Below are 25659 nucleotides of genomic sequence, written 5' to 3'. Positions count from 1 at the left end.
GGGGCCGGCTTCTCGGGGGCCGGCTTCTCGGGGGCCGACCTCTCCTCCCGGTTCGGCTCGGACTTCCGGGCGGGCTCCGGCTCCGACTCCCGGGCGGGCTCCGGCTTCGGCTTCGGCTGCTCCGGGGTGTCGAACGCCGGGCGGGCGTGGTGCCACGGGGCGTCGGAGCTGCGCGAGGGCGACGGCTGCGCGGGCTTGGTCTTCGCCTCGGGGGTGGCTTCGGGCTTCGCCTCGGGTGAGGCGTCCGGGGTCCCAGAAGCTGTCGGGGCCCCAGAAGCTGCCGGGGTCCCCGGAGCGTCCAGGGAACCCGGAGTTGCCGGGGTCTCCGCCCGCTGCGATGCCGAGCCCTGGCTCGCGCTGCGTGAGCGCCTCGGGGGGCGGGCCGGGGCCTCCGGCTGCCCGGCGGGAGCGGCCTGCACCTCGGAGGCCTGCGCCTCGGAGGCCTGCCCCGCGGAGGCGGCGTCGGCCGCGGCCGTCTGGCTGGCCGAGCCCTGGCTGGCCGAGCGGGTCCGGCGCGGGGGACGTTCACCGGCGGCCGCCGCACGGCCCGGGGCACCGGCACCGGCTCCGGCCGCCCTGCCCGCCGCACCGGCGCCCGCGCCCGCCGCGCGTCCCGCGCCGCGGGTCGGGCGGGCCGGGGCGGCGGGGAGCTGGCCCTTCAGCGGGCCCCATTCGTTCGGGTCGGGCACGCCCGGCGGCAGCATCTGGCGGCGCTTGGGGCCGCCGTGCTCGGACTCGCCCGGCTCCTTGGCGCCCGGCCAGGCCTTCGCGACGCGGGCCGCGAGCACGAAGTCCTTGCGCAGGGGGTGGCCCTCGAAGCTGTCGGGCAGGAGCAGCGGGGTCAGTCCGGGGTGGCCCTCGAAGGTCACGCCGAACATCTCGTGGGTCTCGCGCTCGTGCCAGGCCGCGCCCGCGTAGACGTCGACCGCGGAGGCGAGCGCGGGTGCCTCGTGGGGGACGGTGGTGCGCAGGAGCAGGCGGCGTACCGGCGAGAGGGCGACGACGTGGGCGGCGACGCGGAAGCCGGTGCCCGGTTCGTCGACCGCGCTCAGCCAGTCGAAGTAGGTGCAGGAGAGCGTGGTGCGGGCCGTCTCCAGGGCGGTGGTCCAGGAGGCAGGGAGGACGTCGACGGTCAGGACGTCGTACGACTCCTCCGCCGTCGCCTCCGTGCCGAAGAGCTCCTCGACGGGGCTCGGCAGCCAGCCGGTCATGACGTGGCCTCCCCCGGGGCGGGCGGTTGCACGAGACCGCTGCGCAGGGCGGCGGTGGAGGGGCGGGCGCCGGATCCGTTGCCGTACCGCTCCCCCAGCGACTCGCGCGCGATCTTCTCCTGGAGCTTGAGGATGCCCTGGAGCAGCGCCTCGGGTCGGGGCGGGCAGCCGGGGACGTACACGTCGACCGGGATGATCTGGTCGACGCCCTTGGTGACGGAGTACGAGTCCCAGTAGGGGCCGCCGCAGTTGGAGCAGGCGCCGAAGGAGATGACGTACTTCGGTTCGGGCATCTGCTCGTACAGGCGCTTCACGGCGGGGGCCATCTTGTCCGTGACCGTGCCGGACACGACCATCAGGTCGGCCTGGCGCGGCCCCGGCGCGAACGGGATGACGCCGAGCCGGATGAAGTCGTGGCGCGCCATGGAGGCGGCGATGAACTCGATGGCGCAGCAGGCGAGGCCGAAGTTGAAGACCCAGAGCGAGTAGCGGCGGCCCCAGTTGAGGACCACCTTCATCGGTTCGGGGGCGAGGCGGGCGAGCGCGCCCAGCTTCTTCGGCTCGGGGAGCAGAACGGGCTCGGGGGTCACGTCCACGTCAGGACGCCCTTCTTGTATGCGTACAGCAGGCCTACGGTGAGGAAGCCCAGGAAGATGAACATCTCCACGAGCGTCGTCGCGCCGTAGCCGGGCGCGGCGAAGACCGTCGCCCAGGGGAAGAGGAAGATCGAGTCGACGGCGAAGATCACGTAGAGGAACGCGTAGACGTAGTAGCGGACCTGGGTGTGGGCCCAGCCCTCGCCGACGGGGTCGACGCCGCACTCGTACGTCAGGAGTTTCTCCGGGGTCGGCACGACCGGGCGCAGCAGCCGACCCGCGCCGAAGGCGACGGCGACGAACAGCACGCCCACGACGGCGAGCAGTCCGACGACGGAGTACGACTGGTAGTAGCCCGCCGCGACGTTCGTCACGTGCACGTCAGCCCCTCACTCCCCGACCGCCTTCGACCGTGATCTGTTCGACGATCTGTACGCACGGGAGTCTAGGGCCTGCTAAAGCTTCGGTAAGCAGAGCGTCACGCATCCGTCAGGGCACGGCGTCACGGTTCGGACAGGCACGACGTCCCTCGGCGCGGCCGTGCGTGGTGGGGTTATCCCCCGTGCGCCTTGGCGGCCGCCCTCATGGCGTCACGGCGGCGGTCCGTGCACTCTTGCGCGTATGACCGCACGTACGTCGTCCCCGCAGGACCGGCACGACCCGCTGAACCCGCATGCCTGGAACGCTTCGCACGCCTCGCGTGCCCGGCACGACCAGCCGCCGCGTCCGCGCCTCGCGTACGACCCGCATACCTGGAAGGAGCTCGCGTACCTTCTGGTGAACCTCCCGGTGGGGATCGTCGGCTTCGTCTACGCGGTGACCGCGCTCGCCCTCGGCGTCGGTCTGACGGTGACGGTCATCGGTCTGCCGCTGCTCGCGACGGGGCTGCTCGGCGCGCGGCTGTTCGGCAGGGCGGAGCGGGCGCGGGCCAGGAAGCTGCTCGGCGTACGGATCGACGAGCCGAGCCCGATGCCGCGGCCGGCCGGGCACGGGTTCCTGAGCTGGCTGTGGTCGAGCCTGAAGGACTCGGTGGGCTGGCGCACCCTGCTGTACGCGTTCGTCCGGCTGCCCTGGGGCGTGCTGACCTTCGCCGTCGTCATGGTCGGGTTCTTCGTGCTCTGGCCCGTGCTGCCCTTCATCGCCCGCGGACTGACCAACGTCGACCGGGCGATGGTGCGCGGCCTGCTCTGCCCCTCCGACGAACTGGAGCGGCGCATCGCCGAACTGGAGTCGGACCGCGGGGTCGTCGTGGACACCGCCGCCGCCGACCTGCGCCGCATCGAACGCGATCTGCACGACGGCGCGCAGGCCCGCCTCGTCGCCCTCGCCATGGGGCTCGGCCTCGCCAAGGAGAAGCTCCTGGAGGACCCGGAGGTCGCGGCCTCGATGGTCGACGAGGCGCACGGCGAGGTGAAGCTGGCGCTCCAGGAGCTGCGCGACCTGGCCCGCGGCATCCACCCCGCCGTCCTGACCGACCGCGGTCTGAACGCGGCGCTGTCCGCGGTGGCCTCGCGCTGCACCGTGCCGGTCCAGGTGACCGCCGACCTGCCGGCCCGCCCGGCGGCCGCGATCGAGGGCATCGCGTACTTCACCGTCTCCGAGCTCCTGCAGAACGTCAGCAAGCACAGCGGGGCGCGGTCCGCGAGCGTCGAGGTGTGGCGGGCGGACGAACGGCTGCTGATCCAGGTGTGGGACGACGGGCGCGGCGGGGCCCGCCTCGACGGCGGCACGGGCATGGCGGGCCTCGCGGACCGGCTGGGCGCGGTCGACGGGCTCTTCGTGATCGACTCGCCGCCGGGCGGGCCGACGACGATCACGGCGGAGCTGCCGTGGCGCGACCGTGCCGCCACGGGGGACGCGGCGGCCGGATCGCCCGGCGCGCGCCGCCCCGACCGCCCGTCCCGCTCGCGCCGCGGCTGAGTCCGGGGCGCGAGGCACCGGCGGAATCCGGGACCGCCGCGGAATCCGAAGCCGAGTCGGGGCGTCCGAGGCACCCTCCCGCACGGCAAGGGCGTCTTCAGGAGTGAACGGCACACACGCCGCCCGAGCGGCACGCGCCTCCGCAACGGCAGCGGCACACACGCCTCCAGAACGGCACGCGCGTCTCCAGAACGGCACGTACACCTCCGGGGGTAGGGAAAACCCCCGGTTCGGAACGCCGACACGCTCCATGGCCCGGCGCCGCCCCGGCCGCGAGGCTGGAAGCACACCCTCCAGGCAGCTGGAACGGAACGGAGCGGACCGGCGTCCAGGCGGCCGGAACCGTACGGCCTTCCCGGCAGCCGGAACAGACTTGAGCAGAAACGGACGGCAGCGATGGCCACGGAATACGGACAGGGGTACGCACACATGGACCGGCCGGACTTCCGGGGAACCGACGTCGAGGGGCGGCGCCACCGGCTGCCCGCCGGACTGCGCGCCCCGATCGAGGCCCGCACCTGGAAGGAACTCGGCTACACCCTGCTGAGCCTGCCGATCGGCATCACGTCCTTCGTCCTCGCGGTCACGATGCTCTCGCTCGGCGTGGGCCTGCTGATCACGTTCATCGGCATCCCGGTGCTCGCGGCCGGTCTGGCCTGCTGCCGCGGCGTCGGCGCCCTGGAGCGGACGCGGGCCCGGGCACTGCTCGACCTGGAGGTCGCGCCCCCGGAGCCGCTGCGCCCCAAGGGCGGCGGCGCGCTGGCGCTCATGGGCGCCACCCTCAAGAGCGGCGCGTCCTGGCGGCACGTGCTCTACTCGCTGCTGCTGATGCCGTGGGCGATCTTCTCGTTCGTGGTGGCGGTGCTCTTCTGGTCGTACGGCTGGATGATGCTCACCTACCCGCTGTGGTTCTGGCTCTTCCCGATGTACGGCGGCCAGGACGGCCTGCAGCTCTACGGCGACGACGGCCACCGCATCTACCTCGACAACCCCTTCGAGATCGGGATCACCGCCGCGACGGGTCTGCTCGTCACGCTGGCCACGCCCTGGATCCTGCGGGCGCTGACGACCGTGGACCGGCTGCTGGTCATCGGGCTGCTCGGCCCCTCCCGGCTGGCGACCCGCGTGGTCGAGCTGGAGTCGGACCGCGGGGTCGTCGTGGACACCGCCGCCGCCGACCTGCGCCGCATCGAACGCGATCTGCACGACGGCGCGCAGGCCCGCCTCGTCGCCCTCGCCATGGATCTGGGCCTGGCCAAGGAGAAGCTCGCCGAGGACCCGGAGGCCGCGGCGCGCATGGTGGACGAGGCGCACGGCGAGGTGAAGGTCGCCCTCCAGGAGCTGCGCGACCTGGCCCGCGGCATCCACCCCGCCGTCCTGACCGACCGCGGCCTGGACGCGGCGCTGTCCGCGCTGGCCGCCCGCTGCACCGTCCCGGTCCAGGTCGAGGTGGACCTGGCGAGCCGTCCGGCGGCCGCGATCGAGGGCATCGCGTACTTCACCGTCTCCGAGCTCCTGCAGAACATCAGCAAGCACAGCCGCGCGACGCAGGGCTCGGTCGACGTCTGGCGGGCCGAGAACCGGTTGATGCTCCAGGTCACGGACAACGGCGCGGGCGGTGCCGACGTGACGGCGGGTTCGGGCCTCGCGGGCCTGGCGGAGCGGCTCGACGCGGTCGACGGGATCCTCGTCGTCGACTCGCCGGCGGGCGGTCCGACGACGATCACGGCGGAGCTGCCCTGGCGGCAGTCCTAGCCGCTCCGCCTCCCCGGGCGCCCCGCCCCCGGTTCGTACGCCGAACCGGGGGCGGGGATCTGGCGTGGAGGGCCGGGACCACGCACACAGGGCAGGCGCCGCGTACGCGGAACAAGCACCGCGCACACGGAACGAGAACGCGGACGCGGAACGGGAACGCGGACGCGGAACAGGACAAGAACCCTCGCGGAACCGGCGGGGAACCGGGCCGGAACCCGGCCGGAACCGGACCGGAACCAGCGTGACACGAGGGAAGAACCGGCACTGAACAGGACCGGCGCCGGAGCGGAAAGGGCGGGGAACCCGTGGTCACGGCGGCACCGCCCGACCAGGCGCGGAGGACGTCGGCCCGGCGACAGCGCCGTGTCGGAGCATCGGGACAGTCCGGCGAGCGGCCGGTGGGCCGACACGGATCGCGCGATACTGAGGTGCCGGGTTCGTCCGACGCGAGGGGCGTCGGACGGATGCGGACCAGACAAGCGCGCCGGGGGGCCAAAAAGTGGAGGACAAAGTGCGGGTGGTCATCGCCGAGGATTCAGTGCTGCTTCGGGAGGGCCTGACCCGGCTGCTGACCGACCGGGGGCATGACGTTGTCGCTGGTGTGGGTGATGCCGAGGCGCTGATCAAGACCATCACGGAGTTCGCCGCGCAGGACGCGCTGCCGGACGTGGTCGTCGCGGACGTGCGGATGCCTCCCACCCACACCGACGAGGGGGTGCGGGCCGCGGTGTTCCTGCGCCAGCAGCATCCGGGGCTCGGGGTCCTGGTCCTTTCGCAGTACGTGGAGGAGCAGTACGCGACCGAACTGCTCGCCGGGTCCAGCCGGGGCGTGGGCTATCTGCTCAAGGACCGGGTCGCGGAGGTGCGCGAGTTCGTCGACGCGGTGGTGCGGGTCGCCGAGGGGGGCACGGCGCTCGACCCGGAGGTCGTGGCGCAGCTGCTCGGCCGCAGCCGCAAGCAGGACGTCCTCGCGGGGCTTACACCGCGCGAGCGCGAGGTACTCGGCCTGATGGCCGAAGGACGGACGAACTCCGCGGTCGCCCGGCAGCTCGTGGTGAGCGACGGCGCCGTGGAGAAGCACGTGAGCAACATCTTCCTGAAGCTCGGCCTGTCCCAGAGTGACGGGGATCACCGTCGGGTGCTCGCGGTCCTCACCTATCTCAACTCCTGATCAACTGACACCCTGTCAGATATCGACCCGGGAGCCGACGAAAACCGCAGACAGGCACCCCACCGTCACACAGAGCAAGGGCAGAGCCGGAGAGAGCCACAGACAAGTCCTAGAACCAAAGGATGAGCGGGGAGCGTCATCTATGAAGGGCCGGGGGGCGAGGCAAATCATGGCAAACCAGTGCATCAAGGCGTCTCAGAAGTGCGTCCGGAATGCGAGCGACCCCAGGAAGGCGACCCTTACAGACGTAGGGTGGACCTTGGGAACGCTGGTCGTCCTGGCGTTTCCGCTCAGTCGCCTCGAGGGAGGTCCAGTTCAGTGACCAGCCAGGTCAGTAGCCAAGCCGAGCAGGCCGACGGAGCAGTCGTCGGAGAGCAACGCAAGCCTGCGGGTGACAAAGATGTGCGCCGCCTGGACCGTGTGATCATCCGCTTCGCGGGTGACTCCGGTGACGGTATGCAACTCACGGGCGACCGTTTCACTTCGGAGACGGCGTCCTTCGGCAACGACCTGTCGACGCTGCCGAACTTCCCGGCCGAGATCCGGGCCCCCGCCGGAACGCTTCCCGGCGTCTCCTCCTTCCAACTGCACTTCGCCGACCACGACATCCTCACGCCGGGCGACGCGCCGAACGTACTGGTCGCGATGAACCCGGCGGCGCTGAAGGCGAACATCGCCGACGTGCCGCGCGGCGCGGAGATCATCGTGAACACCGACGAGTTCTCCAAGCGCGCGATGCAGAAGGTGGGTTACGACGAGTCGCCGCTCGAGGACGGCTCCCTGGACGGCTACAGCGTGCACCCGGTGCCGCTGACCACGCTGACGGTGGAGGCGCTCAAGGACTTCGACCTCTCGCGCAAGGACGCGGGCCGGTCCAAGAACATGTTCGCGCTCGGCCTGTTGTCGTGGATGTACCACCGGCCGACCGAGGGCACCGAGCGGTTCCTGCGGGCCAAGTTCGCCAAGAAGCCGGAGATCGCCGAGGCGAACATCGCGGCGTTCCACGCGGGCTGGAACTTCGGCGAGACGACCGAGGACTTCGCGGTCTCCTACGAAGTCGCCCCGGCCGCACAGGCGTTCCCGACCGGCACCTACCGCAACATCTCCGGGAACCTCGCCCTGTCGTACGGCCTGATCGCGGCGGGCCGGCAGGCGGATCTGCCGCTGTACCTGGGCAGTTACCCCATCACGCCGGCCTCCGACATCCTGCACGAGCTGTCGAAGCACAAGAACTTCGGCGTGCGCACCTTCCAGGCCGAGGACGAGATCGCGGGCATCGGCGCGGCGCTGGGCGCGGCGTTCGGCGGATCGCTGGCCGTCACCACGACGTCCGGTCCCGGCGTGGCGCTGAAGTCGGAGACCATCGGCCTCGCGGTCAGCCTCGAACTGCCGCTGCTGATCGTGGACATCCAGCGCGGCGGCCCCTCGACCGGCCTGCCCACCAAGACCGAGCAGGCCGACCTGCTCCAGGCGATGTACGGGCGCAACGGCGAGGCGCCGGTGCCGATCGTGGCGCCGAGGACGCCGGCGGACTGCTTCGACGCGGCGATCGAGGCGGCCCGGATCGCGGTCACCTACCGCACCCCGGTGTTCCTCCTGAGCGACGGCTACCTGGCCAACGGCTCCGAGCCCTGGCGGATCCCCGAGGTCGACGAACTGCCCGACCTGCGCGTGCAGTTCGCCTCGGGCCCCAACCACACCGACGCCGACGGCACCGAGGTGTTCTGGCCCTACAAGCGCGACCCGCAGACGCTCGCCCGCCCGTGGGCGATCCCGGGCACGCCGGGCCTGGAGCACCGCATCGGCGGCATCGAGAAGCAGGACGGCACGGGCAACATCTCCTACGACCCGGCCAACCACGACTTCATGGTCCGCACCCGGCAGGCCAAGGTCGACGGCATCGAGGTGCCCGACCTGGAGGTCGACGACACGAGCGGCGACGCCAGGACCCTCGTCCTGGGCTGGGGTTCGACGTACGGGCCGATCACCGCGGCGGTCCGCCGGCTGCGCGCGGCGGGCGCGCCCATCGCCCAGGCGCATCTGCGCCACCTCAACCCCTTCCCGCGGAACCTGGGCGAGGTCCTGAAGCGTTACGACAAGGTGGTGATCCCCGAGATGAACCTCGGTCAGCTCGCCACGCTGATCCGCGCGAGGTATCTGGTGGACGCGGTCTCGTACAACCAGGTCAACGGAATGCCGTTCAAGGCCGAGCAGCTCGCCACGGCTCTCAAGGAGGCCATCGATGGCTGACACGAAGACGGCCGAGTCGGAGGGGACCGGGAGCACGATCGAAGCGCTTTCCCTGGTACCCAAGGCCGAGGCCAAGCAGTCCATGAAGGACTTCAAGTCCGACCAGGAGGTGCGCTGGTGCCCCGGCTGCGGTGACTACGCCGTGCTGGCCGCGGTGCAGGGCTTCATGCCCGAGCTGGGCCTGGCGAAGGAGAACATCGTCTTCGTCTCCGGCATCGGCTGTTCCTCCCGTTTCCCGTACTACATGAACACGTATGGGATGCACTCCATCCACGGTCGCGCCCCGGCCATCGCCACCGGCCTCGCCTCCTCGCGACGGGACCTGAGCGTGTGGGTGGTCACCGGTGACGGAGACGCCCTCTCCATCGGCGGCAACCACCTCATCCACGCGCTGCGTCGCAACGTGAACCTGAAGATCCTGCTCTTCAACAACCGGATCTACGGCCTCACCAAGGGCCAGTACAGCCCCACCTCGGAAGTCGGCAAGATCACCAAGTCGACGCCGATGGGATCGCTGGACGCGCCCTTCAACCCGGTCTCGCTCGCGATCGGCGCCGAGGCGTCGTTCGTGGCCCGGACGGTGGACTCCGACCGCAAGCACCTCACGCAGGTGCTCCGCGAGGCCGCCGCGCACCCCGGCACCGCGCTGGTGGAGATCTACCAGAACTGCAACATCTTCAACGACGGCGCCTTCGAGGTCCTCAAGGACAAGCAGCAGGCCGAGGAGGCGGTGATCCGCCTGGAGCACGGGCAGCCGATCCGCTTCGGCACCGACCTGTCGAAGGGCGTCGTGCGCGACGCGGCGACCGGCGACCTCAAGGTCGTCGCCGTCACCCCGGAGAACGAGGGCGAGATCCTGGTCCACGACGCGCACTCCACGTCGCCGACCACGGCCTTCGCGCTCTCCCGGCTCGCCGACCCGGACACGCTGCACCACACGCCGATCGGCGTGTTCCGCAACGTGGAGCGTCCGGTCTACGACACGCTCATGGCCGACCAGCTCGACACGGCCATCGAGCAGAACGGCAAGGGCGACTTGGCCGCACTGCTCGCCGGCGGCGACACGTGGACGGTCGTCGGCTAGCCCGAACCGCCCGCCACGAAGCCCGGTCCTGTCTCTTCAGGACCGGGCTTCGTCTTTCGTCTTTCCTCTTTCGTCTTTCCTCAGGACCGGGCCTCGTCGTACGCCGTGCGCGCCTTCTCCACGTCGGCCATGCGCCGCTCCGTCCAGGTGGCGAGGGTCCTGACCTGCTCGGCGGCCTCGCGGCCCAGCTCCGTCAGGGAGTAGTCGACGCGGGGCGGGATGACCGGCTTGGCGTCGCGGTGCACGAGGCCGTCGCGCTCCAGGGTCTGCAGGGTCTGGGTCAGCGACTTCTCGCTGACGCGGCTCGTCTCGTCGATCGCGCGGCGCAGCTCGCTGAAGCGGTACGAGCGCTCTTCGAGGGCGATCAGGACGAGGACGCCCCAGCGGCTGGTGACGTGCTCCAGGACGAGGCGGTAGGGGCACATCGCCTCGACGCGCGGGTTCCGGTTGCTTACGGCCATGCAAGTAGCTTACTTCAAAGTGGGTACTTACGAATAGTTAGTGCCGACGCTAAGGTGAGCTCCAGACCGCACCGAAGCGTTACTCACCAGGAGATTTCAGACATGAGCATCGTCGTCACCGGAGCCACCGGACACCTCGGCCGTCTCGTCGTCGAGGGCCTGCTCGCCGCCGGCGTCCCCGCCGGGGAGATCGCGGCCGTCGTCCGCGACAAGGGCAGGGCCGCCGACCTGGCCGAGCGCGGCATCGAGCTGCGCGTCGCCGACTACAGCGTCCCCGAGACCCTGCGCGGCGCCTTCGCCGCGGGCGACCGCGTCCTGCTGATCTCCGGCAGCGAGGTCGGCCGACGGGTCCCGCAGCACCGCGCGGTCGTCGACGCCGCGCGCGAGGCGGGCGTCGCGCTCCTCGCGTACACGGGCATCCTCGGCGGCCCCGAGGCCGACTTCGACCTGGCGGCCGAGCACAAGGAGACCGAGCGGCTGATCCTCGACTCCGGGCTGCCGCACACCTTCCTGCGCAACGGCTGGTACCACGAGAACTACACCGAGCACCTCGCCCCGGTCCTGGAGCACGGCGCCGTCGTCGCCTCCGCCGGTGAGGGCCGGGTGGCCTCGGCCGCGCGCGCCGACTACGCCGCGGCCGCCGTCGCCGTGCTGACCGGCGAGGGCCACGAGGGCAAGGTCTACGAACTGAGCGGCGACGTCGCGTGGAGCTTCTCCGAGTACGCCGCCGAGGTCGCGCGGCAGAGCGGCAAGGACATCTCGTACGCGAACGTCCCCGCCGAGCAGCACCTCGCCGTGCTGACCGGTGCCGGGGTCCCCGAGCCGATGGCCGCGGTCCTCGTCGACGTGGACGCGGCCGTGGCGCGGGGCCGCCTGGCCGGGACGAGCGGTGAGCTGGCGCGGCTGATCGGGCGCCCGACGACGCCGATCGCCGACGCCGTGGCCGCCGCGCTGCGCGGCTGAGAACCGATCCCCCCGATGTCATGAGCGTCTCTTGTTTACGGGCATGACAGGCGACCGCTTCCGGCGCTACCTTCAGTGGGGCAGCGTGGGACTGCCGTGCACCGAGGAGGGGCCGTGGACAGCGGAGGGGCCGTGGACAGCGGAGCAGCCGGGCAGTCGAGGAACGAGCAGCGCATAGGCCTGCTGAACGGCTTCGCCGCGTACGGGATGTGGGGTCTCGTCCCCCTTTTCTGGCCACTCCTCAAACCGGCCGGGGCAGGCGAGATCCTCGCCCACCGGATGGCCTGGTCGCTCGTGCTGGTCGGCGCCGCGCTGCTCTTCGTGCGGCGCTGGGACTGGGCACGCGAGCTGCTGCGCCAGCCGCGCAGGCTGGGCCTGGTGGTGATCGCCGCGGCGGTCATCACCATCAACTGGGGCGTCTACATCTGGTCCGTGAACTCCGGCCACGTCGTCGAGGCGTCCCTCGGCTACTTCATCAATCCGCTGGTCACCATCGCCATGGGCGTCCTGCTGCTCGGCGAGCGGCTGCGGCCCGTGCAGTGGGCGGCGGTCGGCGTCGGGGTGGCGGCCGTACTGGTGCTCGCGTTCGGATACGGCAGGCCGCCGTGGATCTCGCTGTGCCTCGCCTTCTCCTTCGCGACGTACGGCCTGGTGAAGAAGAAGGTCAACCTCGGTGGCCTGGAGTCGCTGGCCGCCGAGACCGCCGTGCAGTTCCTGCCGGCCGTCGGCTATCTGGTGTTCCTCGGCACGCAGGGCGACCTCGTGTTCGGCACGGAGGGCGCCGGGCACGCGGCGCTGCTGGCCGCCACCGGTGTGGTGACCGCCGTTCCCCTGGTCTGCTTCGGGGCCGCGGCGATCCGGGTGCCGCTCTCCACCCTGGGGCTGTTGCAGTACCTCGCGCCCGTCTTCCAGTTCGTGCTCGGCATCGTCTACTTCCACGAGGCGATGCCGGCCGAGCGGTGGGCCGGCTTCGCCCTGGTGTGGCTCGCGCTCTCGCTCCTGACCTGGGACGCGCTGCGGACGGCACGGCGCAACGCGGTGACGCTGGCGGCCGCGCGGACGGTGGCCTCGACGGCGGCGATCGTCGAGGCGGGCGCCGACACGACGGGTCCCACTCACGCCACGGGCTCCACGGGAACCACGAGTACTGCTGGAACCGTGGGTACCACCGGCACCGCTCGTGAGGAGCGGGAGCCGGCGGTCTGACGGGACGCGTTCCGGTGGCGGTGCTCGCCGGGCGCGCCCAGGTCTCGCGCGGCCTTCGCCCGGACCTTCGGCGAGCTGGTCGGCAGGCCGCCGATGGCGTACCTCACCGAGTGACGGATGACGCTCGGCGCGGAACTGCTCGCCGAGCCGGACGGGCAGCCGTCGGCTCACTCACGGCGGCCGGCCGAGCTCTGCCCGCGACGGACTGTGTGCTGCCCGCGACGGGCCGGGCGGGCCCGCGCCCGGTCCTGTCCCTTCCCCGGCGCACCCCGACCGCCGCGACGACCGTGCCCAGGGCCACCATCACCACCGGCACGAGCAGCGCCCACCGGAACGCCGACAGATCCGCCTCGGCACCCGCCCCCGAGCCCGCGTCCTGGTGCGTGGCGCCCGCCGAGACCAGGCCGTAGACGGCCGTCACCGCGGATATCCCTATCGCCGCACCGAACTGCGTGGCGGTCTGCAGCAGCCCGCTCGCCAGGCCCTGCTCCCGCTCGGCCACGCCGTCCGTCGCCGCGATCAGCTGCGGGCCGAGCGTGAGCGCGAAGCCCGTGCCCGCGAGGAGCAGCGTCGGGAACATCGCCAGGTAGGGCCAGTCCATGCCGACCGGCAGGAACAGCGCGTACGCCACGAGGGCCAGCACGAAGCCGCCGAGGATCACGCGCGCGTTGCCGAACCGCCTGACCAGGCGTGGAGTGAGCGTCGGCGACAGGAACACGTCGCAGCCCAGCACGACCATCGCGACGGCGGTCTGCCAGGACGACCAGCCGCGCAGCTCCTGGAGGTAGAGCGTCAGGACGAACTGGAACCCCATGAAGGCCCCGAGGTAGAGAAGCGCGCCGAGCCCGGCCCGCACCACGGACCCCGTACGGAAGATCCCGAGCCGCACCAGCGGATCCGCCGCGCGCCGCTCGATCCGTACGAACAGGCCGAGGAGCAGCAGCCCCGCACCCATCGCGCCGACGATCAACGGCCAGTCGGAGAAGCCGTGTTCGAGCTGCACGATGCCGTAGGAGAGCAGCAGCATGGCCCCGGCCGCCGTGGCCGCGCCCGGCAGATCGAACCCCCGCCCGCGCGTCCGCGCCGCCCCGGCCCGCGCCTTCGGGGCCTCCCTCGGAATGAGCCGCAGCGCCCCCGCGAGGATGACGCCCGCGACGAGCACCGGCGTGAAGAACACCCACTGCCAGCCGAGTTCGGTGAGCAGCCCGCCCACCACCAGGCCGAGCGAGAAGCCGCCCGCCGACGTCCCTGCGAAGATCAGCAGCGCCCTGTCCCGCTCGGGGCCCTCCGCGTACGAGGTGGTGATGATCGACATCGCCGCGGGCGTCATGAACGCGGCGGCCACCCCGGTCACGAACCGCGCCACGACCAGCATCCACCCCTCGGTCGCGAAGCCGCCGAGCCCGGAGAAGGCCATGAAGACGCCCAGCCAGAGCAGGAACATCCGCCGCCTGCCCAGCAGATCGGCCGCCCGCCCGCCGAGCAGCGTGAACCCCGCGTACCCGAGGACGTAACCGCTGACGACCCACGCGGCCGTACCGGTCGACAGGCCGAGGTCGGCCCTGATCGCGGGGATCGCAATCGCCAGCATGGCGATATCGATGCCCTCCAGGAAGATCGTGCCGCAGAGGACGAACAACAGCGCCCAGGCGCGTGCACCCATGAGGCAACTCCTTTGTGGGCGTGAGCGGTTACTCGGATGAGGGTCGGTTCCCTCTTGTAACCAAAGGAATCCTGCGGCAGCATCGGGAGCCGTGGAAGAAGGCACTTCAAAGTCACCGAGTAACCCCGGAGGCACCGTGGACCACGAAGGCGCCGTGGACTACGGCGACGCCGACCCCTTCCAGTGGGACACCCGTGAGGACTGCCAGGTGCGGCAGATCCTCGACCGGGTCGCCGACAAGTGGTCGCTGCTGGTCATCGCGCTTCTCGACCGCCGCCGCCTGCGCTTCACCGAGCTACGGCGCGAGATCGACGGGATCAGCCAGCGGATGCTGACGGTCACCCTGCGGCAGTTGGAGCGCGACGGCCTGGTCAAGCGCACCGTGCACCCTGTCGTACCGCCCCGGGTCGAGTACGAGCTCACCCCGCTCGGCGGCACGCTGCACCACACGATCCAGGCCCTGGTGTCCTGGACGGAGGAGCACCAGAACGAGATCGCCGCGGCGCGGGCCGACTACGACGCGCGCACCGCCGAGGAGGAGGCAGCGGCCGCCACCACCTGAGGCGCGCCGCAGTCGCCGTCACGGGCATCTTCGCCGTCACGGTCCCGATGGACTTCGCCGTCACGGTCCCGGCCGGCTTCGCCGTCACCGTCACGGCCCCGGGCGGCTTCGCCGTCGTCCTCGCCGTCGCGCCGAGCCGCCAGGAACACGGAGACCACCCAGAGCAGACTCAGGTCGATGCCCAACTCCACGACGGCCGCGAACTGGTCCATCGTGAACTTGAATATCTGTCCGACCAGAAGGTCCACGAGCAGCTCCGCCTGGAAGAGCCGGAAGGCGGCCCGGTGGTCCCCGCGCAGGCGTATCAGCCCGGCGATCCCCAGGGTGGCCGAGACCACCTCGGTGAGGGCGACCGCGACATTGGCGCCCGGCTGCGGCTCCTGGAGCAACTGCCCGCCGAAGAGGTCCGCGGACATCCAGACCGCGAACAGCAGCGCCTCGGCCAGCAGCAGGAACACGACCAGCCCCAGCACGACCCGGGTCCGCGCCAGCCACCGCAGCGCGCGCCCCGCGGCGGACGCCGCCGTGCGCCAGCGGGAGGGGGCGGCGGGCGGGCGCGCCGGAACGGTGGCGAGCAGCCGCGCCAGCGCCGCGTCCACCTCGCGGTCCGAGCCCTCGACGAGGCGTATCGCCGTCCGGCGCTCCTCTTCCGTGAGGCCCGTGGTGACGCCGGCCAGGGCGAGGTCGGCGGCGTTCGCCGTGCGCTGCCGGGCGTCGAGCGCGCTGGTGTCCGCCGTGCGGCGGCGTATGCGGTGGGTGAGGAGGAGCAGCAGGGTGAAGCTCAAGTAGATGATCCCTGCGGCCGGTTGGTAGAAGTACCCCGGCTCGTCCGTGATCTGCTTGCCGATCTCGTCGATGAAGAGACCGAAGCCGATGCCGCCGGCAAAGGCGCCGGCGAGCCGGGCCGCGCGCCCGAGGAAACCGAGCGTGAGCAGGATCGCCGCCGCCATCAGCAGCCCGCCCCACAGCATGTGCGCGATATGGATCTTGCTTGCGCCGCCCCCGCCCAGCTTGGGATAGCCGGCCTGGGCGAGGAAGGCGCGGGTGACCAGGACCGTGGCGATCCCGGTCAGCGCGAAGGCGTTGACGTACACAGCCGCGTCCGCGGCACGCACGAGCGCCCGGCGTCCCCTGCCCCCCATGCTCCGCCCCTCCCTCCGGCCCCTGCTCTGCCCGGCCCTCTCCAGCCGCCATTCCAGAGTGACGCCAGCGACACCGCCGCGTGATCGGGGACCACCCCGATCCGACCCTCAATCACCCCCTAGGTGCCGGGAGTTCACGGCTCCCCGCAGATACCGCCGCGTCACCCCGTGCGCCACAGCGCTGTAACCGCTATAACTGGTTACATGACAACCCTGCACTGGAAGCTCGTCATCGACGCCGCCGACCCGCACGCCCAAGCCGCCTTCTGGGCGGAGACGTTGGGCTACGAGATCGAGGACAACAGCGCGCTGATCGAACGGCTCCTCGGCTTCGGCGCGGCGCCGAAGGAGGCGACCGTCGAGTTCCGCGGCCGCCTCGCCTGGCGCGACCTCATCGCCGTGCGCCACCCCGACGACCCGTACGACCAGGACAGCGGCACCGGTCTCGGCCGCCGGATCCTCTTCCAGCGGGTGCCCGAGGCCAAGACCGGCAAGAACCGCCTGCACGTCGACGTGCACTCCGAGCCGGGCCGTCGCGATGCCGAACTGACCCGGCTCCAAGAGCTGGGCGCCGCCGTGGAGCGGCACGTCAAGGAGCCCGGCGGCGAGTGGGTGGTCATGACGGACCCGGAGGGGAACGAGTTCTGCCTCCACTAGTGGACGCGGGCCGCCGCCCCCGGCTTCCGCAGCATCTCGACCAGTGCCGAGACGCTGTGCTCGCGGTGCCCCTCCGCGACCGCGCGCCGCACCAGGTCGTTCATCGGGGCGAGCCAGGAGACGTCGATCCCGCCCTCCTCGGCGATCTCCTGGTCGTACGCGGCACCGTCGTCGAAGACGCCGACGGTCGAGGCGGGGCGGGTGTAGTCGCCGGAGTCGATCTCCTCCGCCAGGGTCGGCAGGATCGAGGCGATCATCTCCAGCCACTTCACCTCGTACCGCACCATCGAGGCGACCTCCAGGCCGCGCGCCTGGAGCAGCGCCGCGCCCTGGAAGAAGCCGATCAGGGCGGGGAGCAGCGTGCTGCCCACCGCCAGCTCGTAGAGGGCGGCGAGGTCCGGTTCGGTACCGAGGTGGACGGTGTCGCCGCCCAGCACCCGCAGCGTCTCCTCGTACGCGTCGAACGCCGCCCGGTCGCCCGCGTAATAGAGCAGCGTGTCCGGCCTGCCCACGGCGGGCGGCACGTTCTTGACGGCGCCGTCCAGGAATCGCGCGCCCCGCGCGACGGCCCAGTCGGCCATGCGCCGGGCACCGGACGGCGTACCGGAGTTGAGTGTGACCAGGGTGCGCCCGGCGAGCGTCCCGGCGGCCGGCTCCAGGGCGGCGAGCGTCGCGTCGTACGTCGACAGGCAGGCGATGACCAGAGGGCTCGCCGCCACCGCCTCCTCGGCCGTCGCCGCCTGCGCCGCGCCCCGGGCGACGAGCGGCGCCGCCTTCTCCGCGCTGCGGTTCCATACGGTCGTCGGATGACCCGCCTCGATGAACGCCTCCGCCAGAGCCGTCCCCATCAGGCCGAGCCCGATGACCGTCACGCGTGTGCGCGTGCGCGCGTGGTTGTCGTTTCCGTCCGCCATGTCCTCTTCCCGCGTTGGTGGTTGATCGTCCCGTCCGGCCTCCTCATGCTGGGACTGACGTCGCACATCGCTCAAGTACGCACTAATAAGTGCGTACTTACCATTTGGTAAGCCGGGAGCGTCGGCTTGGTAAGTCGGGGCGTCGAAGAGGGAGGTCGTCCGGCATGTCACCGCGGTCGCGCGCCCATCTCTCCCTGCTCGCCGTCTGCGGCGCCTTCGCGCTGCTGTCGCTCGCCCTGCTCACCCCTCCGGTGCTGCTGGCCGCGCACTGGGCGCAGCGGCGTCCTGCGGGGACCGTGTCGTCGGTGACCGGGCGGCTGCGGTGGGGCTGGCTCGGGCGGTGCCTCGCGGTGGGGCTGCCGCTGGTCGCCGGGTCGCTGGGCGTCATGCTGCTGCTCCCCGACCCGTCGGGCGGCTCGGAGGGCATGGTGTGGGCGGGGCTCCCGGACTTCCTGCTCGGCCTCGCGATGGTGTGCGTGCTCGTGCCGTTCCAGGCCTCGGCCGAGGAGTACGTGTTCCGGGGCTGGCTGACCCAGGCGGTCGGCGCCTGGTGCCGCTCGCCGTGGGTGGCGGTCGTGCCGCAGGCGCTGCTGTTCGCCTGCGCCCACGGGTGGGGCACGCCGTGGGGCTTCGCGGACCTGACGGCGTTCGGTCTGATCGCGGGCCTGCTGACGATCCGTACGGGCGGTCTGGAGGCCGCGATCGGTCTGCACGTCCTCAACAACCTGCTGGCGATGGGGCTCTCCGCCGCGATCGCCGGGGCGCTGGCCTCCGAGGAGACGGCCGCGGACATGGGCGCCGCGGCGGTCGGCATCGACGTGGTCATGCTCTGCGGCTACGCGACGGTCGTGCTGTGGCTCGCGCGGCGCCACCGGATCGCGGCGGTGTCGCCGGGCGCGGAGACCGGCGCCGAGGCGGGAGCGGACCGTTGACGGACCCGGAGGCCTCCGACGCGCCGCCCGGCTCCTTCGACGCCTCGGCCACGACCAGGGCGACTCCGGTGACCGTCGTGCGCATGCGTGAACTCTCCCGTTGCGAACGTGACGTGCGTGCGCGTACTTAATCACTTGCGGCGCCCGATCGCCGACTGCTGCACTGGCGGGGCCGGGGAGAGCCCGGCGGAGTCGACGAAGGAGAAGGTAATGCGGCGTTCGTGCATGTCCCACGCGAAAGGACTTCCCCCCTCTTCAAAGGACATGACGGTACGTGCATTCATCTGCTCCGCACACCCTGAACCTGGGCATCCTCGCCCACATCGACGCCGGTAAGACCAGCCTGACCGAGCGGCTCCTGCACTCCGCCGGTGTCATCGACGAGGTCGGCCGCGTCGACGACGGCACCACACGGACCGACTCGCTCGCCCTGGAGCGGCAGCGCGGCATCACCATCAAGTCCGCGGTCGTCTCCTTCGTCATCGGCGCCCCCGAGGGCACCCGCGACGACGGCGGCGTCACGGTCAATCTCATCGACACCCCCGGCCACCCGGACTTCATCGCCGAGGTGGAGCGGGTCCTCAGCGTGCTCGACGGCGCCGTGCTCGTGGTCTCCGCCGTGGAGGGCGTACAGGCACAGACCCGCGTCCTGCTGCGGACCCTGCGGCGGCTGCGCATCCCCACGCTGATCTTCGTGAACAAGACGGACCGGCGCGGCGCGCGCCACGAGGGCGTCCTGCGCCACATCGCCGAACGGCTGACCCCGGACGTCGTCCCGATGGGCACGGTCAGCGGCATCGGCACGCGCGACGCGCGCTTCGCGCCCTTCACCGCCGAGAACGCCGACGGCGGTGGCTTCACCGCCCGCCTCACCGAGCTGCTCGCCGGGCACGACGACACGCTTCTCGCCGCGTACGTCGACGCCCCCGCGTCCCTCTCGTACGGCCGTCTGCGCACCGCACTGGCCCGGCAGACCCGCCGCGCGCTGGTGCACCCGGTGTTCTTCGGCTCGGCGGCGACGGGCGAGGGCGTCGCCGAACTGACCGACGGCATCCGGGAGTTGCTGCCCGCGTCCACCGGCGACGGCCAAGGCCCGGTCTCCGGCACCGTGTTCAAGGTCGAGCGCGGCACGGCCGGTGAACAGATCGCCTACGTCCGCATGTTCTCGGGCACGGTCCGCACCCGCGACCGGGTGGAGATCGTGGCGGCGGGCGGCGCCGAAGGGCCGGCCCGCGAGGGCAAGGTCACCGGCGTCGCCGTCTTCGAGCGGGGCACGGACGTGCGGCGCGCGGAGGTGCGGGCCGGGCAGATCGGCAGGCTCTGGGGGCTCGGCGGCATCCGCATCGGCGACGTGATCGGCGTCCCGCGCGCGGGCGCCGCCCCCGGCGGGCACTTCTTCGCGCCGCCGACCCTGGAGACCGTCGTCACCCCGCTCCGCCGCGCCGACCGCGGCGCCCTGCACCTCGCGCTCACCCGGCTCGCCGAGCAGGACCCGCTGATCGGCCTGCGCCAGGACGACGTCCGCCAGGAGGTGTCGGTGTCGCTCTACGGCGAGGTGCAGAAGGAGGTCATCCAGGCCACGCTCGCCGAGGACTTCGGGCTCGACGTCTCCTTCCGGGAGACCACGACGATCTGTGTGGAGCGGGTCGTCGGCACGGGCTCGGCGTTCGAGATCATCGACAAGGACCCCAATCCGTTCCTCGCCACGGTCGGCCTGCGGGTGGCGCCCGCGCCGGTCGGCGCCGGGGTGGAGTTCGGCCTCGGGGTCGAGCTCGGTTCGATGCCGTACGCGTTCTTCCGCGCGGTCGAGGAGACGGTGCGGGAGACCCTGCACCAGGGCCTGCACGGCTGGCGCGTCCCCGACTGCGTGGTCACGATGACGCACGCCGGGTACTGGCCGCGCCAGAGCCACGCGCACGGCACCTTCGACAAGAGCATGTCGAGCACGGCCGGGGACTTCCGGAACCTTACGCCGCTGGTCCTGATGGACGCGCTGCGCGAGGCGGGCACGGTGGTGCAGGAGCCGATGCACCGGTTCCGTCTGGAGGTGCCCGCCGACACGGTCGGGGCGGTGCTGCCCGTGCTCGCCCGTCTGCGGGCGGTGCCGCACACGCAGACGGCGAGCGGAGCGGCGTACCACCTGGAGGGCGACGTCCCCGCGCAGCAGGTGCACGCGCTGGAGCAGCAGCTGCCCGGACTCACGCGCGGCGAGGGCGAGCTGGAGTCCGCCTTCGACCACTACGAGCCCGTACGCGGCGGCACGGTCCCCACCCGCGAGCGGACGGACCACGACCCGCTGCACCGCAAGGACTATCTGCTGCGGGTGGTGCGCCGGACGAGCGCCGGAGGGCGGGAGGCAGGTGCCGGTGTCTGACGGCCGCCTCCCGCCGTGGGACGCCGCTCAGGCGCCCGCCGCCGGGATGCCCAGCTCCCGCAGCCGGTCGCGGTCCGCGATGATGTTGATCTCCGTGATCCGGCCGTCGACGACCGTGAAGGAGCCGAGCGAGACGACCTCGCCGCCGGGCGCCGCGGCCAGGCCCGGCAGGCCGTTGACGAGCACCACGTACTGGTGGTCGGCGAGCGCCGCGAACATCGCGGCCTGCCCGGCCACCGTCGCCGCGCCCCGGATCACCTTCGACAGGCCCGAGGACAGTTCGCCGGTGTCCGCGCGCAGCACGACGTCCGGGTCGAGGAGCGCGAGCAGCGCCTCGAAGTCGCCGGCGCGCGTGGCGGCCATCCAGGCGTCGACGACCTCGCGCTGCCGGGCGACGTCCGTCTCCGGCGCGGGGGCCGAGCCCTGCACCCGGCGGCGGGCGCGGCTGGCCAGCTGCCGGGTCGCGGCCGCCGAGCGCTCGACGACGGGCGCGATCTCGTCGAAGGGCACGGCGAACATGTCGTGCAGCACGAACGCGAGGCGCTCGGCGGGTGCGAGGGTCTCCAGGACGACGAGCAGCGCGAGGCCGACCGAGTCGGCGAGCAGCACCTCCTGCTCGGGGTCCACGGCGTCGGCCCGGCTCACGACGGGGTCCGGCACATGGCTCTCCAGCGCGGACCGCTCGGAGGTGTCCAGGGGGTCCTCGCGCCGGGACTGCCGCGAGCGCAGCAGGTCCAGGCAGATCCGGCCGACGACCGTCGTCAGCCAGCCGCCGAGGTTGTGCACCTCGCCCGAGCCCTCCCCCCGGCCCGCGGCACCCTCGGTGCGGCTCAGCCGCAGCCACGCCTCCTGGACCGCGTCCTCCGACTCGCCCAGCGAGCCGAGCATGCGGTACGCGACCGCGTTCAGGCGGGGCCTGTGCTCCTCGAACCGGGCCGCGAGGACGGCCTGCGCCGATGCGTTCTCGTTCATCTGTCACACACTCCCGTCGCGTTCCGTCACCACTGTGACGGATCTGCCCCCACACATGTGACGACCGGGATGAACAGTAATGACCCCTTCTCCAGCCCTCACGACCAGTACTGATCCAAGGAGTTGCCCATGGAGATCGACGCCGGCCTCGTCCGCCGTCTGCTCGCCGAACAGTTCCCGCAGTGGGCGGGCCTGCCCGTCGCCCCGGTGCCGCGCCCCGGCATGGACAACGCGACGTTCCGCCTCGGCGACGACCTGTCCGTACGCCTGCCGGGCCACTCCCGGTGGATCGGGCAGGTGGAGCGCGAACAGCGGTGGCTGCCGTGGCTCGCCCCGCGGCTGCCGCTCACCGTCTCCACGCCGGTCGCCCAGGGCCGGCCCGGCCAGGGCTACCCCTTCCCCTGGTCGGTCTACCGCTGGCTGGAGGGCGAGGTCGCGACCACCGACGGGCTCGCCGACCCCGTGCGGACGGCGACCGAACTCGGCGCATTCGTCCGGGCGTTGCAGAAGGCGGACCCGACGGACGGCCCCGCGCCGAACCTGAGCAACGCCTTCCGCGGCGAGCGCGTGGGCACCGAGTGCGACTCGCTGGCCGCCGACTCGCTCGTCCGCGCCAAGATCGCGAAGCTGGACGGCATCGTCGACACGGGCGCCGTGACGGCGGTGTGGGAGGCGGCGCTCGCGGCCCCCGCGTGGGACCGCGACCCGGTGTGGCTGCACGGCGACCTCGCGACCGGCAACCTCCTCGCCGTGGACGGGCACCTGAGCGCCGTCATCGACTTCGGGACGCTGGCCGTGGGCGACCCCGCCTGCGATCTGATCCCCGCCTGGATGTTCCTGCCCCCGTCGGCGCGGGACGCGTTCCGCGCGGCGGTCGACATGGACGAGGCGACCTGGGCGCGGGCCCGCGGCCTGGCGCTCGCCGGATCGCTCCCGGTGCCGGACGACCCGTTCTTCGCGGTGCCGGAACGGGTGACGGCGGCGCTGCGCCACCTCGGCGCGGTGCTGGACGACTTCGCGGAGCAGGCGGGCGGGTAGCGGAGGGTGCTCGCGGGGGCCATGCCCGGGGCGATGCGCTGGGGGGGATGCGCTGAGGGCGGTACGGCGGGATCGGGACGACGTCAGGCCGACCGCCGCGCGGGCCACACCTGGAGAACCGGCCTACCCCTGAAGGATCGGCCTACCCCTGGAGGACCGGCGCCAACGCCGCCCGGAGGTCCGCCGGTTCGCGGTACAGGAGGCCCGTCATCCCGAGCTCCTGCGCCGCGGCCACGTTCTCCTCGCGGTCGTCCACGAAGAGGCAGCGGTCCGGGGCGACCCCGGCCCGCCGCGCCGCCGTCTCGTAGATGCGGCGGTCCGGCTTGACGATGCCGAGGTCGGCGCTGCCGATCACGTCGTCCACGAGCCCGTCGGGGCCGGTGAGGCCGAGGAGGGCGAGGTCGTCGGCGAGCCAGGGCGTCGCGTTGGTGACGAGCAGGACGGGCAGCCCGGCCGCGCGGACCTGCCGGAGCAGCCCGACCACCGTCTCGTCGGCGCGGAACTTGGCCTCGGCCAGCGTCGTCCCGAGGGCGCGCCCGCGCTCCCTGGGCACCCGGTCCGCGAGCCGGTCGGCGATCGCCTCGATCCACTGCTCCTTGGTGATCTCGCCGCGCATCAGCGGCAGATCGGTCTCGGGCGCGAAGGCGACCTCGGCGGTGGCGCCGCGCGGCAGCCCGGCGTCGCGCTCGGCCTGCTCCAGTTCCGCCATGTCGTAGAAGCGGATCACGCCGTCGAGGTCGCTCAGCACGGCGTCGAACGCCCGGCCGGAGATCGTCGTCATCGCATGTGTCTATCACGCGGTTCGGGTACGGGACGCCGGTGCCTCCCGTACCGTCCGACGGTGTGAGCACCGACGACAGACACATACCGTTCGCCCGCCTGCACAACTTCCGTGACCTGGGCGGCTACAGGACCGCCGACGGCCGTGCCGTGCGGTGGGGGCTGCTGTACCGCGCCGACTCCCTCGGCAAGCTGAGCGCCGACGAGGGGGCGGGCGAGGCCGAGCGCGCGGACTGGGCGCGCTTCCGCTCGCTCGGCATCCGTGCGGTCATCGATCTGCGGTACGGCTTCGAGATCGACGCCAAGGGCCGCGTACCGGAACAGGCCGGGGTCGCCCACCACCACCTGAGCATCGAGCACCGGCCCTACGACCAGCCCTCCCTCGGCCCTGACGTCCTGCCCGGCCCCTACCTCGCCGAGCGCTACACGGAGGTCGCGCACGACGGCGTCAAGGAGATCCGCGCCGCGCTCGACGTCATCGCGGACGCGGCGGCCGACGAGGCGCCGCTCGTCTTCCACTGCGCGTCCGGCAAGGACCGCACGGGCCTGATCGCCGCCCTCGTCCTGACGCTGCTGGGCGTCCCCGAGGACGACGTCGTGGCCGACTTCACGCTCACCGAACTCGCCTCGGAGCGGCTGCTCGCCGACTGGCGGGCCGCCCACCCCGACGCCGGTGAGATCTGGCCCGCCTACCCCTGGGCGCCCCCCGAGGTTATGCGCCTGTTCCTCGCCGAACTCACCCGGCACCACGGGTCCGTCCGCGGGTACGCGGCCGAACTCCTCGGGGTGGACGAGGAGTTCGTCGACAGGCTGCGCGAGGCCCTGCTGGAACCGGCCGAGCCGGCTCAGCCGGCCTAGCCCGCCCGGTCGGCTTGGCCCGCCCGGTCGGCTCAGTCGGCGACTCCGGCGAGCGCGCCGGGTTCGTAGGCACCTCCCTGGTTGTCGAGGATCACGCCGAGCCGGTTGGTCGCGTTGATCATGGCGATCAGGGAGACCAGCGCGACGGCCTGGTCCTCGTCGTAGTGCGCGCGCACCGCGGCCCAGGTCTTGTCCGCCACCCCGGTGGAGGCGTCGGCGATGCGGGTGCCCTCCTCGGTGAGCGCCAGCGCGGCCCGCTCGGCCTCGGTGAACACGGTGGAGTGCCGCCAGGCGGCCACCAGGGCGAGCCGGGCCGCGCTCTCCCCGGCGGCCGCGGCGTCCTTGGCGTGGATGTCGACGCAGAAGCCGCAGCCGTTGATCTGGCTGGCGCGCAGCTGCACCAGCTCCTGGGTGGCCCTGGGCAGCGACGAGTCCTGGATGACCAGGCTGACGGCGTAGATCCGCTTGCCGATCCTGGCGCCGGTCTCGTTGGCGAACAGATCCATACGGGGTTCCATGACGTGTCCTCACTGGTGACGTCGTGCCGGGCGGAGCGTTCGCCCGGCGTCCTGACGAACACGAGATGCCGGCCGCCGGACCCCTGTGACAGCGCGACGGTGTGACGCGGGCCACCGCGCCGGGCTGTCACAGGGCGGCGGGGACCGGCGTCCTGTGCGTGACACGGTCCAACGGTCCAGAGGGACGTCGAGGAGGCGGGAGCCGGGCATGAAGGAACGGGAGCCGGACATGAGGGAAACGGAAACCGGGCGCGGCGGGCGGACCGACGCGGCCACCGAGGCGTTCGTCGCCCACCGCAACCTGCTCTTCACCGTCGCCTACGAGATGCTCGGCTCCGCGGCCGACGCCGAGGACGTCCTCCAGGAGACCTGGCTGCGCTGGGCGGACGTCGACCTCGACACCGTGCGGGAGCGGCGCGCGTACCTGGTCCGGATCGCCACGCGCCAGGCGCTGACCCGGCTGCGCACGCTCAGCAGGCGCAAGGAGTCCTACGTCGGTCCCTGGCTGCCCGAACCGCTGCTGACCGCGCCCGACGTGGCGGAGGACGTCGAGCTGGCCGACAGCGTCTCCATGGCGATGCTCCTGGTCCTGGAGACGCTCGCACCGACCGAGCGCGCGGTGTTCGTGCTGC

Annotated in this window: 24 protein-coding genes; 14 read left to right on the top strand and 10 right to left on the bottom strand. The window is 72.2% G+C overall.

Annotated elements, in window-relative coordinates; translation table 11 throughout:
* The 3 genes from AOK22_RS05155 to AOK22_RS05145 all read right to left on the bottom strand — a co-directional run.
* Positions 1–1211, bottom strand: a 1211-nt coding sequence (locus AOK22_RS05155) for an NADH-quinone oxidoreductase subunit C (protein WP_055697359.1), incomplete at its 3' end; no start/stop codon positions are given.
* Entirely contained in the window at positions 1208–1807 is a 600-nt protein-coding gene (locus AOK22_RS05150) for an NADH-quinone oxidoreductase subunit B (RefSeq protein WP_055697358.1), read from the bottom strand. The genes AOK22_RS05150 and AOK22_RS05155, both read right to left, overlap by 4 nt.
* The gene (locus AOK22_RS05145; protein WP_055697357.1) at positions 1798–2187 is read right to left on the bottom strand and encodes an NADH-quinone oxidoreductase subunit A; all 390 of its coding nucleotides are present in this window, start codon (positions 2185–2187) and stop codon (positions 1798–1800) included. The genes AOK22_RS05150 and AOK22_RS05145 overlap by 10 nt, the downstream gene beginning before the upstream one ends.
* Before the next feature lie 241 nt (positions 2188–2428).
* Here AOK22_RS05145 and AOK22_RS05140 point away from each other — a divergent pair, with 241 nt between their 5' ends.
* The 5 genes from AOK22_RS05140 (at position 2429) to AOK22_RS05120 (ending at position 9987) form a co-directional block, all read left to right on the top strand.
* Positions 2429–3727 (top strand): sensor histidine kinase, encoded by a 1299-nt coding sequence (locus tag AOK22_RS05140; protein WP_079036350.1) that lies wholly within the window; start codon positions 2429–2431, stop codon positions 3725–3727.
* A 396-nt stretch (positions 3728–4123) separates the two neighbouring features.
* Positions 4124–5482, top strand: a complete 1359-nt coding sequence (locus AOK22_RS05135; RefSeq protein WP_055697356.1) for a sensor histidine kinase — start codon at positions 4124–4126, stop codon at positions 5480–5482.
* Between the two features lie 511 nt (positions 5483–5993).
* On the top strand, positions 5994–6653 hold the full coding sequence (locus AOK22_RS05130) for a response regulator transcription factor (RefSeq protein WP_275937297.1): 660 nt from the start codon (positions 5994–5996) through the stop codon (positions 6651–6653).
* Between the two features lie 318 nt (positions 6654–6971).
* Entirely contained in the window at positions 6972–8903 is a 1932-nt protein-coding gene (locus AOK22_RS05125; protein ID WP_055697354.1) for a 2-oxoacid:acceptor oxidoreductase subunit alpha, read from the top strand.
* Positions 8896–9987 carry a 2-oxoacid:ferredoxin oxidoreductase subunit beta gene (locus tag AOK22_RS05120; protein ID WP_055697353.1) on the top strand — a complete coding sequence of 364 codons (1092 nt, stop codon included), beginning with the start codon at positions 8896–8898 and terminating at the stop codon, positions 9985–9987. The genes AOK22_RS05125 and AOK22_RS05120 overlap by 8 nt, the downstream gene beginning before the upstream one ends.
* A gap of 80 nt (positions 9988–10067) precedes the next feature.
* Here the strand turns inward: AOK22_RS05120 and AOK22_RS05115 are convergent, their stop codons facing one another.
* Positions 10068–10448, bottom strand: a complete 381-nt coding sequence (locus AOK22_RS05115; RefSeq protein ID WP_055697352.1) for a winged helix-turn-helix transcriptional regulator — start codon at positions 10446–10448, stop codon at positions 10068–10070.
* 102 nt (positions 10449–10550) lie between these two features.
* Between AOK22_RS05115 and AOK22_RS05110 the strand changes: the two genes are divergently transcribed.
* Positions 10551–11411, top strand: a complete 861-nt coding sequence (locus tag AOK22_RS05110; RefSeq protein WP_055697351.1) for an SDR family oxidoreductase — start codon at positions 10551–10553, stop codon at positions 11409–11411.
* Between the two features lie 207 nt (positions 11412–11618).
* Complete coding sequence (gene rarD / locus AOK22_RS05105) at positions 11619–12617, top strand: EamA family transporter RarD (RefSeq protein ID WP_107101854.1); 999 nt, start codon at positions 11619–11621, stop codon at positions 12615–12617.
* A gap of 103 nt (positions 12618–12720) precedes the next feature.
* Here rarD and AOK22_RS05100 read toward each other — a convergent pair whose 3' ends face one another.
* Positions 12721–14280 (bottom strand): MFS transporter, encoded by a 1560-nt coding sequence (locus AOK22_RS05100; protein WP_055697350.1) that lies wholly within the window; start codon positions 14278–14280, stop codon positions 12721–12723.
* A gap of 91 nt (positions 14281–14371) precedes the next feature.
* Here AOK22_RS05100 and AOK22_RS05095 point away from each other — a divergent pair, with 91 nt between their 5' ends.
* Positions 14372–14842, top strand: a complete 471-nt coding sequence (locus AOK22_RS05095) for a winged helix-turn-helix transcriptional regulator (protein WP_055697349.1) — start codon at positions 14372–14374, stop codon at positions 14840–14842.
* Here the strand turns inward: AOK22_RS05095 and AOK22_RS05090 are convergent.
* On the bottom strand, positions 14794–15984 hold the full coding sequence (locus tag AOK22_RS05090) for a hypothetical protein (RefSeq protein ID WP_157872178.1): 1191 nt from the start codon (positions 15982–15984) through the stop codon (positions 14794–14796). The two genes, AOK22_RS05095 and AOK22_RS05090, sit on opposite strands and share 49 nt — an antisense overlap.
* Positions 15985–16188: 204 nt before the next feature.
* On the opposite strand from AOK22_RS05090, the gene AOK22_RS05085 reads away from it, so the two are divergent.
* Positions 16189–16641 (top strand): VOC family protein, encoded by a 453-nt coding sequence (locus AOK22_RS05085; protein WP_055697347.1) that lies wholly within the window; start codon positions 16189–16191, stop codon positions 16639–16641.
* Here AOK22_RS05085 and AOK22_RS05080 read toward each other — a convergent pair.
* The gene (locus AOK22_RS05080; protein WP_055697346.1) at positions 16638–17555 is read right to left on the bottom strand and encodes an NAD(P)-dependent oxidoreductase; all 918 of its coding nucleotides are present in this window, start codon (positions 17553–17555) and stop codon (positions 16638–16640) included. The genes AOK22_RS05085 and AOK22_RS05080 overlap by 4 nt on opposite strands.
* A 164-nt stretch (positions 17556–17719) precedes the next feature.
* Between AOK22_RS05080 and AOK22_RS05075 the strand changes: the two genes are divergently transcribed.
* Together AOK22_RS05075 and AOK22_RS05070 are read left to right on the top strand one after the other, a co-directional pair.
* Entirely contained in the window at positions 17720–18487 is a 768-nt protein-coding gene (locus AOK22_RS05075) for a CPBP family intramembrane glutamic endopeptidase (RefSeq protein WP_055697345.1), read from the top strand.
* Between the two features lie 274 nt (positions 18488–18761).
* A complete protein-coding gene (locus AOK22_RS05070; RefSeq protein WP_055697344.1) occupies positions 18762–20861 on the top strand; it encodes an elongation factor G in 2100 nt (699 codons plus the stop codon).
* Positions 20862–20888: 27 nt separating this feature from the next.
* Here the strand turns inward: AOK22_RS05070 and AOK22_RS05065 are convergent, their stop codons facing one another.
* Positions 20889–21833, bottom strand: coding sequence for a sigma-70 family RNA polymerase sigma factor (locus tag AOK22_RS05065; RefSeq protein WP_055697343.1), 945 nt, complete (start codon positions 21831–21833; stop codon positions 20889–20891).
* A 129-nt stretch (positions 21834–21962) separates the two neighbouring features.
* Here AOK22_RS05065 and AOK22_RS05060 point away from each other — a divergent pair, with 129 nt between their 5' ends.
* Positions 21963–22871, top strand: a complete 909-nt coding sequence (locus tag AOK22_RS05060; protein WP_055697342.1) for an aminoglycoside phosphotransferase family protein — start codon at positions 21963–21965, stop codon at positions 22869–22871.
* A gap of 142 nt (positions 22872–23013) precedes the next feature.
* Here the strand turns inward: AOK22_RS05060 and AOK22_RS05055 are convergent, their stop codons facing one another.
* Positions 23014–23652 carry an HAD family hydrolase gene (locus AOK22_RS05055; RefSeq protein WP_055697341.1) on the bottom strand — a complete coding sequence of 213 codons (639 nt, stop codon included), beginning with the start codon at positions 23650–23652 and terminating at the stop codon, positions 23014–23016.
* Between the two features lie 62 nt (positions 23653–23714).
* Between AOK22_RS05055 and AOK22_RS05050 the strand changes: the two genes are divergently transcribed.
* Positions 23715–24509 carry a tyrosine-protein phosphatase gene (locus AOK22_RS05050; RefSeq protein WP_055697340.1) on the top strand — a complete coding sequence of 265 codons (795 nt, stop codon included), beginning with the start codon at positions 23715–23717 and terminating at the stop codon, positions 24507–24509.
* A gap of 32 nt (positions 24510–24541) precedes the next feature.
* Here AOK22_RS05050 and AOK22_RS05045 read toward each other — a convergent pair whose 3' ends face one another.
* Positions 24542–25027 carry a carboxymuconolactone decarboxylase family protein gene (locus AOK22_RS05045; protein WP_055697339.1) on the bottom strand — a complete coding sequence of 162 codons (486 nt, stop codon included), beginning with the start codon at positions 25025–25027 and terminating at the stop codon, positions 24542–24544.
* 208 nt (positions 25028–25235) lie between these two features.
* Here AOK22_RS05045 and AOK22_RS05040 point away from each other — a divergent pair.
* Positions 25236–25659 (top strand): sigma factor (locus AOK22_RS05040; protein WP_279617074.1); only part of this gene is annotated, 424 nt, incomplete at its 3' end.

It is taken from the genome of Streptomyces silaceus (assembly GCF_001419745.1).
In the GTDB taxonomy this organism is placed as follows: domain Bacteria; phylum Actinomycetota; class Actinomycetes; order Streptomycetales; family Streptomycetaceae; genus Streptomyces; species Streptomyces silaceus.
The sequence above is the reverse complement of the archived record's forward strand: the minus strand, read 5'-3'. Positions and strand labels throughout refer to the sequence as shown.

Coding starts and splice junctions, on each gene's coding strand:
- AOK22_RS05140 (WP_079036350.1), top strand. CDS start 2,429: ATGACCGCACGTACGTCGTCCCCGCAGGACCGGCACGACCCGCTGAAC.
- AOK22_RS05135 (WP_055697356.1), top strand. CDS start 4,124: ATGGCCACGGAATACGGACAGGGGTACGCACACATGGACCGGCCGGAC.
- AOK22_RS05120 (WP_055697353.1), top strand. CDS start 8,896: ATGGCTGACACGAAGACGGCCGAGTCGGAGGGGACCGGGAGCACGATC.
- AOK22_RS05115 (WP_055697352.1), bottom strand. CDS start 10,448: ATGGCCGTAAGCAACCGGAACCCGCGCGTCGAGGCGATGTGCCCCTAC.
- AOK22_RS05110 (WP_055697351.1), top strand. CDS start 10,551: ATGAGCATCGTCGTCACCGGAGCCACCGGACACCTCGGCCGTCTCGTC.
- rarD (WP_107101854.1), top strand. CDS start 11,619: ATGTGGGGTCTCGTCCCCCTTTTCTGGCCACTCCTCAAACCGGCCGGG.
- AOK22_RS05100 (WP_055697350.1), bottom strand. CDS start 14,280: ATGGGTGCACGCGCCTGGGCGCTGTTGTTCGTCCTCTGCGGCACGATC.
- AOK22_RS05090 (WP_157872178.1), bottom strand. CDS start 15,984: ATGGGGGGCAGGGGACGCCGGGCGCTCGTGCGTGCCGCGGACGCGGCT.
- AOK22_RS05085 (WP_055697347.1), top strand. CDS start 16,189: ATGACAACCCTGCACTGGAAGCTCGTCATCGACGCCGCCGACCCGCAC.
- AOK22_RS05080 (WP_055697346.1), bottom strand. CDS start 17,555: ATGGCGGACGGAAACGACAACCACGCGCGCACGCGCACACGCGTGACG.
- AOK22_RS05075 (WP_055697345.1), top strand. CDS start 17,720: ATGTCACCGCGGTCGCGCGCCCATCTCTCCCTGCTCGCCGTCTGCGGC.
- AOK22_RS05065 (WP_055697343.1), bottom strand. CDS start 21,833: ATGAACGAGAACGCATCGGCGCAGGCCGTCCTCGCGGCCCGGTTCGAG.
- AOK22_RS05060 (WP_055697342.1), top strand. CDS start 21,963: ATGGAGATCGACGCCGGCCTCGTCCGCCGTCTGCTCGCCGAACAGTTC.
- AOK22_RS05055 (WP_055697341.1), bottom strand. CDS start 23,652: ATGACGACGATCTCCGGCCGGGCGTTCGACGCCGTGCTGAGCGACCTC.
- AOK22_RS05045 (WP_055697339.1), bottom strand. CDS start 25,027: ATGGAACCCCGTATGGATCTGTTCGCCAACGAGACCGGCGCCAGGATC.